General features: G+C 64.4%; 17 protein-coding genes. 9 read left to right on the forward strand and 8 right to left on the reverse strand.

Translation table 11 applies throughout. The features are described from left to right. The first annotated feature begins 10 nt into the window (after positions 1-10). The 9 genes from GY40_RS27360 to GY40_RS26155 all read left to right on the forward strand — a co-directional run bounded on the left by GY40_RS27360 (position 11) and on the right by GY40_RS26155 (position 10,896). The gene (locus tag GY40_RS27360) at positions 11-286 is read left to right on the forward strand and encodes a sarcosine oxidase subunit delta (RefSeq protein ID WP_081925661.1); all 276 of its coding nucleotides are present in this window, start codon (positions 11-13) and stop codon (positions 284-286) included. Beyond that, entirely contained in the window at positions 283-3,210 is a 2,928-nt protein-coding gene (locus GY40_RS26120) for a sarcosine oxidase subunit alpha family protein (protein ID WP_038368569.1), read from the forward strand. The genes GY40_RS27360 and GY40_RS26120 overlap by 4 nt, the downstream gene beginning before the upstream one ends. Further along, a complete protein-coding gene (locus tag GY40_RS26835; protein WP_051988538.1) occupies positions 3,197-3,811 on the forward strand; it encodes a sarcosine oxidase subunit gamma in 615 nt (204 codons plus the stop codon). The genes GY40_RS26120 and GY40_RS26835 overlap by 14 nt, the downstream gene beginning before the upstream one ends. A 34-nt stretch (positions 3,812-3,845) precedes the next feature. Next, positions 3,846-5,051, forward strand: coding sequence for a trans-sulfuration enzyme family protein (locus GY40_RS26130; protein ID WP_038368570.1), 1,206 nt, complete (start codon positions 3,846-3,848; stop codon positions 5,049-5,051). A 3-nt stretch (positions 5,052-5,054) separates the two neighbouring features. After that, a complete protein-coding gene (locus GY40_RS26135; protein ID WP_038368572.1) occupies positions 5,055-6,020 on the forward strand; it encodes an ABC transporter permease in 966 nt (321 codons plus the stop codon). Positions 6,021-6,030: 10 nt separating this feature from the next. Next, positions 6,031-6,918: an ABC transporter permease gene (locus tag GY40_RS26140; RefSeq protein ID WP_038368575.1), complete on the forward strand. Its 888-nt coding sequence runs from the start codon at positions 6,031-6,033 to the stop codon at positions 6,916-6,918. A gap of 33 nt (positions 6,919-6,951) precedes the next feature. Beyond that, positions 6,952-8,589 carry a peptide ABC transporter substrate-binding protein gene (locus tag GY40_RS26145; RefSeq protein ID WP_038368577.1) on the forward strand — a complete coding sequence of 546 codons (1,638 nt, stop codon included), beginning with the start codon at positions 6,952-6,954 and terminating at the stop codon, positions 8,587-8,589. A 227-nt stretch (positions 8,590-8,816) separates the two neighbouring features. Then, positions 8,817-9,677 (forward strand): formyltetrahydrofolate deformylase, encoded by an 861-nt coding sequence (purU, locus tag GY40_RS26150; RefSeq protein ID WP_038368579.1) that lies wholly within the window; start codon positions 8,817-8,819, stop codon positions 9,675-9,677. Between the two features lie 262 nt (positions 9,678-9,939). Beyond that, on the forward strand, positions 9,940-10,896 hold the full coding sequence (locus GY40_RS26155) for a GlxA family transcriptional regulator (RefSeq protein ID WP_038368581.1): 957 nt from the start codon (positions 9,940-9,942) through the stop codon (positions 10,894-10,896). A gap of 50 nt (positions 10,897-10,946) precedes the next feature. Here GY40_RS26155 and GY40_RS26160 read toward each other — a convergent pair whose 3' ends face one another. The 8 genes from GY40_RS26160 to GY40_RS26195 all read right to left on the reverse strand — a co-directional run bounded on the left by GY40_RS26160 (position 10,947) and on the right by GY40_RS26195 (position 16,597). After that, a complete protein-coding gene (locus GY40_RS26160; RefSeq protein WP_038368583.1) occupies positions 10,947-11,327 on the reverse strand; it encodes an exonuclease domain-containing protein in 381 nt (126 codons plus the stop codon). Between the two features lie 207 nt (positions 11,328-11,534). Continuing rightward, positions 11,535-11,921 carry a VOC family protein gene (locus tag GY40_RS26165; protein ID WP_038368585.1) on the reverse strand — a complete coding sequence of 129 codons (387 nt, stop codon included), beginning with the start codon at positions 11,919-11,921 and terminating at the stop codon, positions 11,535-11,537. 195 nt (positions 11,922-12,116) lie between these two features. Beyond that, positions 12,117-12,314, reverse strand: coding sequence for a hypothetical protein (locus GY40_RS26170; RefSeq protein WP_156116088.1), 198 nt, complete (start codon positions 12,312-12,314; stop codon positions 12,117-12,119). 80 nt (positions 12,315-12,394) lie between these two features. Then, entirely contained in the window at positions 12,395-12,784 is a 390-nt protein-coding gene (locus GY40_RS26175) for a methylglyoxal synthase (protein ID WP_038368589.1), read from the reverse strand. A 3-nt stretch (positions 12,785-12,787) separates the two neighbouring features. Continuing rightward, positions 12,788-13,420 (reverse strand): 3-oxo-tetronate 4-phosphate decarboxylase, encoded by a 633-nt coding sequence (otnC, locus tag GY40_RS26180; protein WP_038368591.1) that lies wholly within the window; start codon positions 13,418-13,420, stop codon positions 12,788-12,790. Next, positions 13,420-14,691: a 3-oxo-tetronate kinase gene (otnK, locus tag GY40_RS26185; protein ID WP_038368593.1), complete on the reverse strand. Its 1,272-nt coding sequence runs from the start codon at positions 14,689-14,691 to the stop codon at positions 13,420-13,422. Before otnK ends, otnC begins: the two co-directional genes overlap by 1 nt. A 45-nt stretch (positions 14,692-14,736) precedes the next feature. Further along, entirely contained in the window at positions 14,737-15,459 is a 723-nt protein-coding gene (locus GY40_RS26190) for a transporter substrate-binding domain-containing protein (protein WP_197062829.1), read from the reverse strand. A 61-nt stretch (positions 15,460-15,520) separates the two neighbouring features. Continuing rightward, positions 15,521-16,597 (reverse strand): isocitrate/isopropylmalate dehydrogenase family protein, encoded by a 1,077-nt coding sequence (locus GY40_RS26195; protein ID WP_038368595.1) that lies wholly within the window; start codon positions 16,595-16,597, stop codon positions 15,521-15,523. Between the last annotated feature and the right edge of the window lie 20 nt (positions 16,598-16,617).

Below are 16,617 nucleotides of genomic sequence, written 5' to 3' on the forward strand. Positions count from 1 at the left end.
GGCGGCGGCAATGCATCTTATCCCCTGCCCCTATTGCGGCGAACGCCCCCAGGAAGAGTTTCACTATCGCGGCGACGCGACGGTGCGGCGACCGGCACCGGATTCCGGTGAACAGGCCTTCTACGACTACGTCTACACGCGAGCCAACCCGCGCGGTTGGCACGATGAATGGTGGCACCACTACGCGGGCTGCCGACAGTGGATCAAGGTTCGGCGGAACACGTTGACCCATGTCGTCGCGGCTTCGGCCGGACCTGCGGATGCGCTGCCGGAGGCGACGCCATGACTTCGAAGCGCCTGCCCTCCGGCGGATCCGTCGATCGCGCCAAGACGATCCGCTTCAGCTTCGATGGTCGTAGCCTCACCGGCCACCCGGGCGACACCCTCGCCTCGGCCTTGCTCGCGAACGGCGTCAGGCTCGTCGGGCGGTCCTTCAAGTATCATCGGCCGCGCGGCATCATGACCGCGGGGCCGGAGGAGCCGAACGCACTCGTCGAACTGCGGGACGGCGCGCGGCGTGAACCGAACAGCAAGGCCACAGAGATCGAGCTGCACGACGGCCTGGTCAGCGCCAGCCAGAACCGCTGGCCCTCGCTTTCCTTCGACCTCATGGCGGTCAACGGGCTTGCCGGTTCCGTCTTCTCGGCCGGGTTCTACTACAAGACCTTCATGTGGCCGAAGAGCTTCTGGGAGAAGCTGTATGAGCCGCTGATTCGCCGCGCCGCAGGCCTCGGCCGTGCCGCATCCGAACCCGATCCCGATCACTACGAGGCGATGCACGCGCATTGCGACGTGCTCGTGGTCGGTTCGGGGGCGGCCGGTCTCGCCGCGGCACGCTCGGCCGGAGAAGCCGGAGCACGCGTGATAGTGTGCGAACGCGATTTCCTTCTCGGCGGCGGCCTCCTCCTCCTGTCCCCGGCAGATGAAGCTTGGCGGAAGGAGATGCTGGCTTCTCTTGAAGGGCTGCCGAACGTCGAGATCCTGACCCGCACCAACGTGTTCGGCTATTACGACCACAACCTGCTGGGAGCCGTGGAGCGCGTCGCGGACCACAAGGTCCAGCCCGACCCGCATGAGGTTCGCCAGCGCTATCGGACATTCCGAGCGAAGCAGGTCGTGCTGGCCACCGGCGCGAGCGAGAGACTGATCGCGCTTCCCGGGAACGATCGCCCCGGCACGATGATGGCCGGAGCGGCGCTCACCTATCTCCGCCGCTTCGGCGTAGCGCCCGGCAGAAATGCCGTCGTCTTCACGAACAACGATAGCGCCTACGAAACCGCCCTCGCCCTTGCCGAGGCGAGGACCGGAAAGGTCACGCTTGTCGACGTCCGGGCGCAGAGCTCGCTCGCCGACGCACTGACTGCGCGCGGCATCAACGTCAGGCTCGGCTGCGAGGTCACGTCCTTCGATGGCAAGACGGCGATGATCCGCCGTCGCGGCGGCGCCGGGGGCGAGAAGATCGTCGCCGACCTCCTCAGTCTCTCCGGAGGTTGGAACCCGAACGTTCAGCTTGCCAGCCAGTCCGGCGCGAAGCCCCGCTGGGACGCGACGCTGGCGAGCCATGTCCCCGGAGACCCGGTGCAGGCCGAACGGTCGGCGGGGGCGGCGAATGGCAGTTTCGGCATCGGAGCGGCCGCGCAGGAAGGCGCGAAGGCCGGGCGAGATGCGGCGGCAGCGGCCGGGTTCGAAAAGGCATCGGAGTTCGCGCTGCCCCAACCCGGTCGGGCCGAGCAGCCGATTGCTCCCTTCTGGGAGGTCGAGGGCCCCGGCAAGAGCTTCGTCGACCTGCAACACGACGTCACCGCCGCCGACATCAGGCTCGCTCATCGAGAGGGCTTCAGCCATGTCGAACATGCCAAGCGCTACACGACGCACGGCATGGCAACCGACCAGGGCAAGCTCGGCAGTCTGGTCGGATCCGCGATCCTGGCCGAGGCGCGCGGGGAAACGGTCGACGCCGTCGGCGTGCCGACGCACCGGCCCTACACCATGCCGGTCGCCTTCGGAGCGCTGGCGGGCCATGCCTCGGGCGCGCACTTCCAGCCCGTCCGCCGCACGGCATTGCATGATTGGCACCTGCGAAACGGTGCCGCGATGCAGCCGACAGGGGCCTGGATGCGCCCCTTCTTCTATCCCAAGCCCGGCGAGACCGGCTGGGATCCGATCTTCCGCGAGGCGCGCGCCGTCCGGTCGTCCGTCGGAATCTGCGACGTCTCCACCCTCGGCAAGATCGACGTCCAGGGCCCCGATGCCGCGACCTTCCTGGACCGCCTCTACATCAACACCTTCTCGACCCTGGCGGTCGGCAAATGCCGCTACGGCGTGATGCTCCGCGAGGACGGCATCGTCTTCGACGACGGCACCACATCCCGGCTCGCCGAGGACCACTTCCTGGTCACCACCACCACCGGCAATGCCGCCCCGGTGCTGGAGCATATGGAGTTCCACGCACAGACGGTCTGGCCCGAACTCGACGTCCAGTTCTGCTCGGTGACGGACCAGTGGGCGCAGATTGCTGTCGCCGGACCGAAATCCCGCGAGACGCTCGCCGCCGCCGTCGAAGGTCTCGACCTCGCCAATGAGGCCTTCCCCTTCATGAGCGCGGGTGAAGGCAAGATTTCCGGGGTCCCGGTCCGCCTGTTCCGGATCAGCTTCTCCGGCGAACTCGCCTACGAAATCGCCGTGCCGTCGGGTCGAGCCGAGACCGTCTGGGAAGCAATCCTGGCTGCGGGCAAGCGGTTCGGCATCGTGCCGTACGGGCTCGAGGCCATGAGCCTGATGCGGATCGAGAAGGGCCATGCGGCCGGGCCCGAGCTGAACGGGCAGACGACCGCCGCCGATCTCGGCATGGGCCGGATGATGAAGAAGAGTGGCGACGTGATCGGGCGCGTCCTCGCTGGTCGCCCGGGCCTTGCCGATCCCGGCCGCCCACGCCTCGTCGGCATCCGCCCGGTCGATACGAGCAAGCGCCTGCGCGGCGGCGCCCACATCGTGCGGGAGCCGAGCTCGGGAACAAGCATGGGCTGGGTCAGCAGCGTGACCCAGTCGATCGAACACAATTGCTGGATCGGCCTGGCCCTCGTCGAGAACGGCGAGTCCGTTAAAGGCCAGCGGCTCGTCGCCATCTCGCCGCTCCATGACGAGAGCGTCGAGGTGACAATCACCAGTCCCCATCATGTCGATCCGGAGAACGCTCGTGTCCGCGCTTGATCGCCGTTCGCGCTTCCCGGTCTCCCGCTCGCTCTCCGGTGGGCGAAACGGAGGAGACGCCCTCACCATCACGGAGCAGCATGCTGCGCTGGTGCAGGTCACCGCGCGCAAGGGGCGTCAGAATGACGTCTCCGCCACCCTCAGCCGGACCTTTTCGATTGAGCTACCCGCTTCCGATCGCGTCGCCAGCGGTTCGACTGGCACGGCGATCTGGGTCCAACCCGGAAGCTGGCTTATCCGGGCATCGGATGATCAGCGGGAGGAGCTGGCGGCGCGTCTCCGCCAAGCCCTCGATGGCAGCGCCGCCGTGGTCGATCAAAGCCATGGCCGAAGCGTGTTCGAGCTCAGCGGCAAGCACGCACAATCGGTGCTCGCCCGCCTGTGCCGCCTGGATCTGCACGATCGGGTGTTCCCGCCTGGGAGCAGTGCCTCGACCATCGTCGGCCATGTTTCCTGCCAGCTCTATCGCAACGAAGCGCCGGTCCCCTTTTTCAGCTTGATCGTCGGCTCGACCTTCGCCGAGTGGCTTCTCGACGAACTCCAAGGCGCGGCCGCCAGCCATGGCTGGAGCTTCCAGCCCGCGCAAAACGCTGCCGCATGATCTCTCCCACCGACAAGAACCGGAACAGCGCGCCATGACAGCTCATCGTTCCAACCGTCAGCTCGGCTTCCAGACGCGATCGATCCACGAGGGCTACGACCCGTTGTTGGAACGAGGCGCGGTCTCGCCGCCGATCTACATGACATCCACCTTCGCCTTTCCCAATGTGGCGGCGGCTGACGCGGTGGTCGCCGATGAGGCCGAGGGGTTCCTTTACGGACGCGAGCACAACCCGACGCAGCAATTGCTGGAACAGCGCGTTGCCTCGCTGGAAGGCGCGGAAGCCGGAGTCACGGCCGCATCCGGCATGGCGGCGATCAGCTCGCTCTTCCTGTCTCTACTCTCGCCGGGCGACGAGATCATCGTCCACCGAACGCTCTACAACAACACAACGGCGCTGACGGGCGAGGGTCTGCCGCGCCTTGGGATCAATGTCGTCAAGGTCGACCTTTCGTATCCCGCCAACCTGACAGCGGCCGTCACGGAGAGAACCCGGCTCGTCTACTTCGAGACTCCGATCAACCCGACTGGAGAAGTGCTTGATATCGCCGCGATCTCGGCTCTGGCGCACCAGGCCGGATTGCGGGTCGTGGTGGACTCGACCTTCGCTTCACCAGCGTTGCAGCGGCCGCTGGAGCATGGCGCGGACATCGTCGTCCATTCGCTGACCAAGTACATCAACGGGCACGGCGACCTTCTCGGCGGCATCGTGCTCGGCGATGCCGAAACCATGCACAAGGTGCGCGGGCTGGGTCTTCGTTATCTTACCGGCGCGACGCTGTCGCCGATGGCCTGCTTCCTCGTCCTGCGCGGTCTCAAGACGCTCAAGGTGCGGATGCGCCAGCACAGCGAGAATGCGCTCGCCGTGGCCCAGATGCTGGACGCCCATCCGGCCGTCCGCGTCGTCCGCTATCCATTCCTGGAGAGCACCCCCGGCTATGCGATAGCCCGCAAGCAGATGAGCGGCGGCAGCGGCATGATGTCGTTCGAGCTGCACGCCGGCTACGACGGTGCGGTGCGGATGATGGACAGGCTGAAGCTGATCGCCCGCGCCGTCAGCCTGGGCGACGTCGAGTCGCTCATCATGCACCCGGGTGGTTTGTTGCAGGCGCGACGCAAGGTCTACCCCGAAGCCCAACTCGGCACCGGCGTGACCATGGACCTGATGCGCCTGTCTATCGGCCTTGAAGATGCCGACGACCTGATCGCCGACCTCGAACAAGCACTGAGCGGAGACTGAGCCATGAACGGAGACGTCATCGGTTACGTCCTGCGCCGGATCCTGCATTCGATCCCGCTCGTCATCGGCGTCTCCATCATCGGCTTCGGCATCATGCACCTGGCGCCCGGGGGGCCGCTGGCGGTCTACACCTTGAATCCAACCATCACCGTCACGGACATCGAGCGCCTCCGCGTCGCGCTCGGCCTAGATCAGCCCATCCACCTGCAATATCTAAGCTGGGCGAAAGCGATGCTGACAGGTTCCTGGGGCGTCACCTTCTTCGGCGGCCGCCCTGTCCTCGAAGTCATCCTAGAGCGAGTGCCGGCGACGATGATCCTGATGGGCACGTCGTTGGCGCTGGCCATCGTCATTGGCACGTTGATCGGTATCCTCGGCGCGGTCAAACGCAACTCGATCTTCGATTATCTGGCGACGACGGGCGCCATGCTCGCCTTGTCCTTTCCGACCTTCTGGTTCGGCCTGATGGCCATCTATGTCTTCGCGATCCAGCTCGGCTGGCTGCCGTCCGGCGGCATGTACGAGCTTGGCGAGGAAGGTAATCCCTGGGACTTGGCGCGCCACCTCGTGTTGCCGGTCATGGTGCTGACGCTGGTCTTGCTGGCCACCTGGAGCCGCTATTCGCGCTCCAGCTTCCTTGACGTGATCCAGCAGGACTACATCCGCACCGCGCGGTCGAAGGGGCTCGGCGAGCGCCAGATTCTCTTCCGCCACGCCCTGCGCAACGCGGTGATCCCGCTCGTTGCCCTGCTCGGCGTGCAATTGCCGACCTTGTTCTCCGGCGCCCTCGTCGCGGAAACGATCTTCAGTTGGCCCGGGATGGGGCGCCTCTTCGTCGATGCGCTCAACATGAAGGAATACCCCATCCTGATGGGGATGATCATGTTCACGGCGCTCTTCGTCATCGTCGGCAATCTGATCGCGGACGTCGCCATCGCGGCGATCGATCCGCGCGTGAAATTGGCCTGAGGACGCGGACATGGCTGACATCTCCGTTTCCAACACAGTCCCCGCCCGTTCCTACGCCCAGACGATCGCGCGGCGCTTCCTATCCCATCGCCTCGCCGTCGCGGGCGCCATCATGGTCGTGTTGCTCTGCGCCTCGGCGCTGTTCGCGCAGCTCGTCTCGCCGCAGGATCCCATGCGGATCGACACCTCCCAGCGCTTTCTGCCGCCTTTCGTCTCGTGGAGCCATGTGCTGGGCACGGACGATCTTGGCCGCGACACACTGAGCCGACTGCTCTATGGCGGCCAGGTTTCGCTTGCGGTCGGCATCGTCGCGATGTTGACGACCATGGTCACGGGGACGCTGGTCGGGCTCGCTGCCGGCTACTACGGCGGGATCATCGACAACCTGCTGATGCGCCTGGTCGACACCCTGCTCTGCTTCCCGCAGGTGTTCTTGCTGCTCGTCATCGCGGCGTTCGTGCCTCCGACCATCCTGTCGATCTCGCTGATCATCGGGCTGACCTCCTGGATGGAGGTGTCGCGCATCGTTAGGGCGCAGGTCTCCTCTCTGAAGGAGATGGACTTCATCCAGGCATCTCGCGGCTTCGGCGCCTCTAACTGGCGGATCATGCTGGTCGAGCTGCTGCCGAACATCATGGCGCCGGTGCTTGTCGCCGCGACGCTCAAGGTCGCGACCGCGGTGCTGATGGAGTCCTACATCAGCTTCCTCGGCTATGGCGTCCAGCCGCCGATGGCGAGCTGGGGCAACATGCTCACCAACGCCCAGGGCTACTTCGACACCGTGCCCTTCCTGGCAATCCTCCCGGGCGTCCTGATCACCTTCACCGTCATGAGCTTCAACTTCCTGGGCGATGGCCTCCGCGACGCCATCGACGCCCGGCTGAAGATCGATCCCTGAACCAAATTCCAACCAGAAAGAGGGGAATGCGCGATGCCTACGAAGTTCTCGCCCACCCGCCGTACCGTGCTCAAGGGCGCCGCGGCATCCGGTCTGATCGTCCCGGTGACGGGCATCTATAGCCCCGCCATCGCGCAGAAGCGTGACCGCATCATTCTCGGCACCACACAGGAGCCGGTGCAGTTCAATCCGCTGCTCTATGTGAATGCCGGTGCGGAGAATATCCCGGAAGCCTGCCTGTTCGATGCGCTCTGGGACGTCAACGAAAAGGGCGAGTTCATTCCCAATCTCGCCGCACGCATCCCTACGGTCGAGAACGGGGATATCTCGGCCGACGGAAAGGTTTGGCGCATCAACCTCAAGCGCGACGTCAAATGGAGCGACGGCCAACCCTTGACGGCCAAGGACGTCGAATTCACCTACCAGACCATCATCAATCCCAAGGTCGCGGTGCGCTCGCGCAGCGGCTTCGATCTGATCAAGAACTTCAAGGTCGCTGATCCATACACCGTCGAGATCGAGCTCGAACGGCCGTTCGTGCCCTTCATGTGGGCTTGGCAGAACATGCACATCGTGCCCCACCACCTGCTGTCGAAGGAGGAGAACATCAACACCTCCGGCTTCAACGCGCAGCCTATCGGAACCGGCCCCTACCTGCTCAAGACCCGCACAGCAGGCAGCCACATGGTCTACGAGGCCAACCCGAACTATCACCGCGGCGCGCCCAAGATCCGGCAGTTCATCCACAAATTCGTGCCCGATCAGCTTGTGGCCTATGGCCAGGCCAGGACGGGCGAGATCGACTACATCGGCGTGTCCGGGGTGCCGTTCGATCGGTGGACCGAGGCCGCCAAGCTCCCCGACCGGCACTTCTTCCCGCTCGCGCAGCCCTGGGTCCAGTTCGTCTACTTCAACTGCGGCAAGCCCCAGTTCAAGGATCCCAAGGTCCGCAAGGCCCTGTACCTCGCCCTCGAGATGCAGAAGGCGATCGATGACGTGTTCTTCGGCGCCTACAAGCGCACCCTCTCCTACCTGCACACGACCCACTGGGCCTACAACCACGATCTCAAGGACTCCGGCCCCAATCCGCAGCTCGCGGCTAAGATGCTCGACGAGGCCGGCTGGAAGGTCGGTGCCGACGGCGTCCGCGAGAAGGACGGCGTCAAGATGAAGTTCTCGATGTCGACGACGGCCGGGTTCCCGGCGCGCCAGGCGACCCAAGCCATCTTCCAGCAGAACTGGAAGGCGATCGGCGTCGAGATGGAGATCAAGAACATGCCCGCCTCGGTCGTCTGGGGCGAGTACACGACCAAGTCGCAGTTCGACACGCTCCTGGTGTCGTGGGAGCCGACGGTTGGCATGGATCCCGACTACACTGCCCGGGCGCATTCGAAGATGATCCCGGCGAAGACCGGCAGCGGTTCGAATTACACCCAGTACGAGAACGCCGATGTCGACCGGCTGCTCGAGGAAGGTGTCCGCCAGACCAGCGTGGAAGAGCGCAAGAAGACCTACGCCCGCATCCAAGAGATTCTGCTGGAGGAGGTCCCGTTCGGACCCCAGGGCGGCGTTTATCAGGGTCAAATGACGCACAAGGCCCTGCAAGGCATCAAACCGAACCAGTACGTGGTCGACGCCGCCTGGAACGTCCACGAGTGGTCTTGGGGCTGATACCGGCCCCTAAGAGGCGCTGGGCTTCCCCCGAAGCCCGGCGCGCATCCGGACAGCAAGCGCCGTTACTCCCCGGCCAGCTTATCGAGGCGCGCTGAGAGCCGCTGACATCCAACAGGAGGCGATCACCCAACCGGCCACTTCGGCTGGATCGCCTTCCCATGTCCAAAAACCGTCCCGGGCGGGCTCGTCACCCGAGCTTTGTCCGCAACTCACGAGAAATCGCGATGCCGACCGATCAACATATCCTGACCCTGTCGTGCCGCAATCGACCGGGAATCGTGGCGGCGGTATCGCGTTGCCTGTTCGACCACGGCGGCAACATTCTCGGCGCCAATCAGTTCGATGACGTCGAAACCGACAAATTCTTCATGCGGGTCGTCTTCAATTTTCCCGGCGAAGGATCGCTGGGCGGGTTCTCCCGGGAGTTCTCGGAGCTCGCCGACAGCTTCGGAATGACATGGAGCGCGCGGCGGCGCGATGATCGTCAGCGGGTGCTCCTGCTCGTGTCGCGCTCCGATCACTGCCTCGTCGACCTGCTCTATCGTTGGCGTATCGGCGAACTCCCGATGGACATCGCCGGGGTCGTCTCGAACTATCCGCGAGAAACCTATCCCGATCTGGATTTCGGCGAGATCCCGTTCCACCACTTCCCCATCGCCAAGGAGACGAAGCCGGAGCAGGAGGCGCGCATCTGGGCGCTGGTCGAGCAGGAACGCGTGGATCTCGTCATCCTCGCTCGCTACATGCAGGTCCTATCGGACGAGCTCAGCGCGCGCTTGAGCCAACGGTGCATCAACATCCATCATTCGTTCCTGCCGGGGTTTAAGGGAGCGAAACCGTACCACCAGGCCCATACACGCGGCGTGAAGCTGATCGGAGCCACCGCGCACTATGTCACCGCCGACCTCGATGAAGGGCCGATCATCGAACAGGACGTCGAACGCATTTCGCATAACGACACCCCCGAGGATCTGGTCCGCAAGGGGCGCGATATCGAGCGTCGCGTGCTCTCCCGCGCCGTGGCCTGGCACTTGGACGGGCGGGTTCTTGCCAACGGCAGCAAGACCATCGTCTTCCGCGATTGATTGGCGGCCGGACTTATGCGGACGTCCATAGCAGCCGCCTGCCCAGGGGATTGATTGGGTGGCCCGGCGATCGTCAACGAATACCGGCTCGGTTGACGAGAAGGATGGTCCGGCCCGGCCACCCTCTCCCGATCCGGGCCGAACCGGCGATGAACAGGACAATTGGACTTCGCCGTTGACCTTCGATGCCATGCCCGGCCCAATTGGGACGGGCGGGCCCCTGCCCGCCCGACATTCGCCCAATGCGGTTCCCGGGTGCCCTGTGGCCACGACGTTCGGATTTCTCGTAAACGACGGCTTCCCGCTGCTGTCCTTGGCATCGTCCGTCGAGTCGCTTCGAGCCGCGAACGCCGTAACCGGAAAGGAGCTGTACCGATGGTGCTTCCTGACGACGAGCGGCCGCGACACGCTGTCGTCCTGCCGGATGCTCGTTCGACCGGATCACAACAGCTTCGAGGCCGTATCGGTCGACATCATGGTCGTATGCGCGGGTGACAGCGCGATCCATTTTCATGACGAGCGCGTGTTCGCGTTCCTCCGGCGGCTCTCCCGAAAGGGCGTGCGGATTGGCGGTCTGTCGGGCGGCACCTTCGTTCTAGCCCGGGCCGGTCTCCTGGAGGGAAAGCGCTGCACCGCTCACTGGGATCATGTTCCGGCCCTGCGCGAACAGTTCCCCAAGCTCAAGCTCAAGCAGACGCTCTTCGAATTCGACGGACAGTGCTTCACTTGCGCCGGCGGCAACGCGGCATTGGACATGATGAACGCGCTGATCGCGACGGACCACGGCCCGGCTGTCGCTCGCAATGCCAGCGAATGGCTGATCCAGACCCAGATCCGCCAGGCCGAAGACCATCAGAGGATGGGCGTTCGGGAGCGGTTCGGCCTATTCCATCCCTTGCTCATCAAGGCGCTGGACCGGATCGAGGCCACGTTGGACGAGCCCATCGAACGCGAAGCACTCGCGGATTCCGTGGGGTTGTCACTGAGGCAGTTGGAGAGGCTCTTCGCCTCCCATCTTCACATGACGATCCATCAGTACGTCGTGAAGCTTAGGATCGACCGAGCCAAGATCCTCATTCGGCAGACGTCCCTTCCGCTCGGCGAAATCGCGATTGCGTCGGGCTTCTCGAATTTCAGCCATTTCTCGCGGATCTATAAGCGGCAGATTGGAGTCTCTCCGCGAGAAACGCGCCAGAACGAAAGAGCTCCCCCGAGATAGTCCGCCGCCGAGGCTCGGCCACATCTTCCTGGCTACGAGCAATCGGAAGGCTACCCGATCACGCTTGTCGCGAGCTGAAATTCAGGATCGCTGTAGACGCCCACCACATCGCCGATCGCGCCCTCGTCGTCATAAGTGAAGGCCACCGCGCCGATTTCAATGACCTCGTCCTGGGTATGGAGCAGCCCCGTAGTTTCGGTATCCACCAGCACCACGAGGTTCGGGAACGCGCTTCGCTCCCGGGGGACGATCCGGCGGGGCGCGAGCTGCCGGAGCCACCTGAAGTGCACGCTCTCTTCCAGCCTTCGGGCAAGCTCTTCGTCATCGCCTGCTGGACGGACGATCTCGGGGCGCCACCTTCTCGGAGCTAGTCGCGGCGTCTGCCGATAGCCCGGTGCGTCGTCAAAAATATCGATCTGGGTGGATGCCATCTTCTTGCCGCGGCCCTAGCCGTTTTCTTCGCCGCCGACTGCCAGGGAGCGCGTCCTGCCGGCGCCCTCGGTCCGGCTGGCCGATCAGAATGGCGATCCCATCGTCGCGAGGGAGGTCGACGCTGAAGTGGAAGCATCGGGAAAGGCCCAAGCCACCTCTACTTCCTGCTTCAGTGCATTCGTCGGTGGTTGACGGTGAGGCAGCAACTATTCACCACGCTCCAGCAGCTCGATCCGGACGCCATCCGGCGCACGGACGAAGGCGATCAGCAGGCCCGGCCGCACTGTGGTGGGACCCGAGATGACCTCGACACCCTTGCCCGTGAGTTCGGCCAGCGCCTCGTCGAGCTTGTTGACCGTCAGCGCCAGGTGGTCAATGCCTCGCACGGGCCCTTCGGGACGGGCAAGGGCCCCGTCGCCGGCACGATCGATGAAGATCGGAAGGCCGACGAGATCAATGGTCACGCGCAACTGATCGCCGTTCTCGACGCGCGATACCTGGGACGCGCCAAAATGTGTCTCGTAGAAATCCGCCGCCGCGTCCGGATCCTCAGACCGCAGGTGAATGTGATCCCACTTCGGCTTGATCGCCATTCCGCTCTCCAGTTCATTCGACGGGACGTGCCGGTCGAAAAGGTGGCGCCCGGATCGGCAAGCCATCACGCGTGGGGCGTCTTCGTCCGAGCATAGCAATTGCCCCCAATTCACCCATAGGCGAAAGGCCCGCGGCTCCACTAGACCACATGGACTTACGCCGACCGAGGCTGATGCGTAGGCCGGGGTCGAAAGTCATGCCGCAGGGCAGCCTGCCGTGAAGACGATGGTCGGCATCCGTAACGGACCGGCATTGTGTTCACGACCGATCGAAAACGAGCGTGTCACCGTCGAAGCGGACTCAGCCATGTCCGAGAACGCAGTGTCGATGAAGCGCCAGTGCATTTGCAGGTGATCCGGCGTGGGCCAGGCGATGCTGCCAAGGTAGAGCATGGTGTTGGGCTGGTACTCGTGATGTAGCCGGTTACCGGTCAATCGTCGCGACGATCTTGGCATGGCGTGTGCGTCGCATCCTATCGCTTTCGCTGGTCGAAAAGGCCGGAACCGGCCAGGGCCGTCGCGGTACTCGGGCTGAACGCAGCGGGAATATTGTACACGAGCACGAGCCTCAGCAGCGCCTTGACGTCTACATCGTGCGGCTGCGCGGCGAGCGGTTCCGGAAAGAACAGCAGTATGTCCAATTCGCCCTGTGCGATCATCGCGCCGATCTGCTGGTCACCGCCGAGCGGCCCGCTTTTTACCAGACGGATAGCCGCCTCGGGCATCGCGACGCGCAGAAGGCCGCCGGTCGTGGCGGTGGCGACTATGCGATGTCGGCCGATGGATCTGGCGTGGCGCTCGGCCCAGGACACGAGATCCGGCTTCTTGCTGTCATGGGCCACCATACCAATCGTTAGAGTCATGTCTCAGTTCCGGAACACGCGCTTGAGTTCGTCGACCTCGGCCTGGCCAAGCAGATTGTGATTGCGCCCGGAGAGGAGCAACAGGAGCTTGGCGGTCTCCTCCAGTTCCTCCGCTGCGTAGACGGTGCTCAAGAGATCCTTCCCCGCCACGACCGGACCGTGATTGGCGAGCAGAACCGCGGCCTTCCGTCCACCGAGTTCCCTGATCATCTCGCCCATCCTCGGATCGCCGGGACGCACATAGGGCAAACGCCTGACCGCCCCGACGCGCATCACGACGTAGGGCGTCAACGAGGGAACCGCGTCTTCCTCGTCGATCCCGTTCAGGCAGGAAAGGGCAGTCGCATAGGTCGAATGAAGATGAACCACGGCCCCGGTTCCCAAGCGCGTCTCGTAGAAGGCCTTATGAAGGAATATCTCCTTGGATGGCTTGTCCCCCGAGATATGGCGCCCGTCACAGTCGATCTTGGCAATGCGATCCACTTCAAGAAAGCCAAGGCAAGAATTCGTCGGGGTGATCAGGATTCCATCGTCGACTGCGACACTGATATTGCCCGAAGACCCGACTGAGTAGCCGCGCTCGAAGAGCGAGCGGGCCAGCCTGACGAGTTCGGCACGCGTGGCGGCTTCGTTCATCACGCTGTCCCGTCAAGCGTCGCCAGCGCGCGCGCGAAGAAATCGATTTGCCCGAAGTTCCCGGATTTGAGGGCGAGCGCCAGGCGACCGTTCTGCGTCGATACAGCGGGCACTCCGGGAGCGATCTCCGGCCCGATGTTGAGGGATTCGACACCCAGAGCCGAAGCGACCGCACCGGAGGTTTCGCCGCCGGCAACGACCAGACGCCGGAGCCCTCGGGAAACGAGGGCAGTGGCAGTTTCCGCGAACAGTCGGTCGATCGCATGCGCAACGACGTCGGTTCCGAAGCGAGCCTGCAAGGCGCGCACGCCCTCGGGGGGTTGCGACGTACTGACCAGCGGCGCCCTGCCCTCGTTCCGCTCGATGAAGTCGATCACATCCGACGCGGAGACACCGCCCTCGACGATTTCGACCACGGGCAAGCGGAGCACCGGATGCGCCTTCTCGTGCTCGGCGATCTGGGCAAGCGTCGCCTGGGAGCAGCTTCCGGCGAGTATGGCTTCGCGCCCTGACACGGGCAGGAATGTCTTCTGCGCGGCCTCAACCAAACCAGCGCGGTGGAAGTTGCGCGGCAGGCCGATCGCGATGCCCGATCCGCCGGTAACGAAGGGTGCTTCAGCGCATGCCTCTCCAATCGTAAGCAGATCCGCATCGGTGAGAGCATCGACGATGACCAGCGTGTCGCCGTCGGCGGCGCACTTTGCCAACGCAACGCTCAGACCGGCGCTACCTTTCGCCACCGTGGTCCAGGGCACGAACCCAACCGACTCGCGGGACTGGGCGCGCAGCCAGCGCCGGATGTCGCTGTCCGTCATGGGGGTCAGCGGATGATGACGGAGGCTCGACTCGTTCAGCGGCACGTCGCCGACGAATAGATTTCCCATGTAGACGCTGCGCCCGGCCCCCGGGAAGGCAGGACAAGCAACCACTCCGCGAACGCCGAGCTCCGCGGCGATCGCCTCGCCGACCGGCCCGATGTTGCCTTCGGCAGTCGAGTCGAAGGTCGAACAGTACTTGAAGACGATCTGGCGACAGCCCTGCTGCCTGAGCCAGGCGAGAGCCGCGAGGGACTGCTCGACCGCTTCCGCCGCGGGGATGGAGCGGCTCTTGAGCGCTACCACGCCCGCCTGACATTCAGGCGCAGCGGGTCGCGACGGTACGCCGAGAAACTGCGTCGTAGCCAGACCGGGGGACCCGCCGCCACCTTTGGCGAGGGTATTTGCGATGTCGCTCGCGCCGGTGAAGTCGTCCGCGATGACCCCGATAAGCATGTCGCACTCGTCCGTAGGGTTAGGAAACGGGATCGGTCCTGGGGCTCAGGCCGCTCGATCCGGCTCCCGAGAAGCGACCGTCAATCCGATTACGCCATGCTTCGCGATCAACTCAGCAACGAGACCGATCTCGACCGCTGTCTCCACGAAGGCGCGGAGATAGTCGATGGCCATGCCTGATACCTTCGGAGTTCCAATCGCCTGCTGCACCGACATAAAGCGGCCCTCCAGCAGCTTCGAGCCGGGGAGCCGAGCCTCGTCCTCGATCAGCTTCTGGCGAAGCCCGGCGAGGGCATCGAGCTTGCCGTCGATGAAGAGGCTGTAGGTCTCATCGAAGCCGTTGCCCCAGATCATCTCAGCCTCGTGGACGTTCCGCTCCAACCAGAGGCCATAGGCCGTCCGGGCGGCGGCCGCGATCCGATGGCCCTTTCGATCCACCTCCGACACCTGGCTGAGTGGGGATCCCGGGGGCAGCAGATAAGTCGCCTCGATCTCGGCATAGGCGGAAGTGAAATCGATCAACGCAGCGCGTTGCGGCTCGGCTGCGACCAGACCGATGTCCCACTCGTCGCGCTCGGCCGCATCGGCGAGCTTGCCCGGGTTCTCGTAGGAGACGTACTCCAGCGGCAGATCGAGGCAGGCGGCAAGTGCGGCCGCCATGTCAGGGGAGACTCCGGCCGGGCCGCCATCCGACGACCGGCTTGAGACCAGCAGGAAGTTCGAGAGGTTGATCCCCGCCCGCAGCTTGCCATGCCGCGAGAGAGCCACGCGGACCTCCGCCGGCGCGGGGCCAAGCCTAGCCTTCAAGCCCTCCACCGTCGCGGGCATCTCAAGCCGCCTTCAAGGTCTCGGCGACGAGCTGGCCGAACCGCTTCGTGCCGGTCTTGCCGCCGAGGTCCGGGGTACGCGAGACCGGGTCGGTCAGAACCTCGTCGATCGCCTTGTCTATGGCGTGGAAGGCCTGCTCGAAAGCGGGCATACCGCGCTTCTCTCCGAGCCACTGCAACAGCATACCGCAGGACAGGATCATCGAGACCGGATTTGCCTTGTCCTGGTTCTGGATGTCGGGCGCCGAGCCGTGTTGCGCCTGGGCACAGCAATGCGTGTCGCTCGCCATCATCGACCCGGCCAAGCCGAGGCTGCCCGAGAGCTCGCTCGCCAGGTCGGAGATGATGTCACCGTAGAAATTCGTCGCGCAGATGACGTCGAACCGCTCAGGGTTACGCACCAGATGCGCGGTCGAGGCGTCGATCAGCAAGTCGTCGAGCTGAACATCCGGGAATTCCTGCGCCACCTTGCGGACCTCGCGCAAGAAGAGGCCATCCGTCTGATGGAAGCTGTTGGCCTTGTGCACGGCCGTGACTTTCTTGCGGCGCTTGGCCGCCAGCTCGAACGCCCGGCGGGCGATCCTGTTCGAGCAATGGGCAGTGATCTTGCGAAGCGAGATCGCCATGTCCGGCGACGGCATGAGCTCGGCCCAGCCCAGATGCATATTGCGGTCGGGATAGAAGCCTTCGGTGGCCTCACGCATGATGACGAGGTCCATCGTCTTGCCCGGCTTCATGTTGGATTCGATGAAGGGGCGCGTGCGTGCCGGGCGAACGTTGGCGTAAAGGTCGAGCCCGATCCGGAAGCCCGCCGAGACGTTGCGACCACCCTTCTCCGGCGCCGGATAATCAGCATGGGACTGGGTGCCAAGGATTACCCCGTCGTAATCGGCCCGGGCCCTGTCCAGCACGCTTTCGCGCAGCGTGGTACCGTGCTTCTCGAGGCTCTTGAACCCGACATCGTCGTAATCGAAGGCAAGGCCGAGGCCGAACTTGTCGCTGGCGACCTCGAGAACGTCGATCGATGCCGCAACGATTTCGGGACCGATACCGTCGCAGGGCAGAACGAGAATCTTCATGATGCTTCCTCAATTTCCGG

Source organism: Allobosea sp. UNC402CLCol (assembly GCF_000745475.1).
Lineage (GTDB): Bacteria > Pseudomonadota > Alphaproteobacteria > Rhizobiales > Beijerinckiaceae > Allobosea > Allobosea spartocytisi.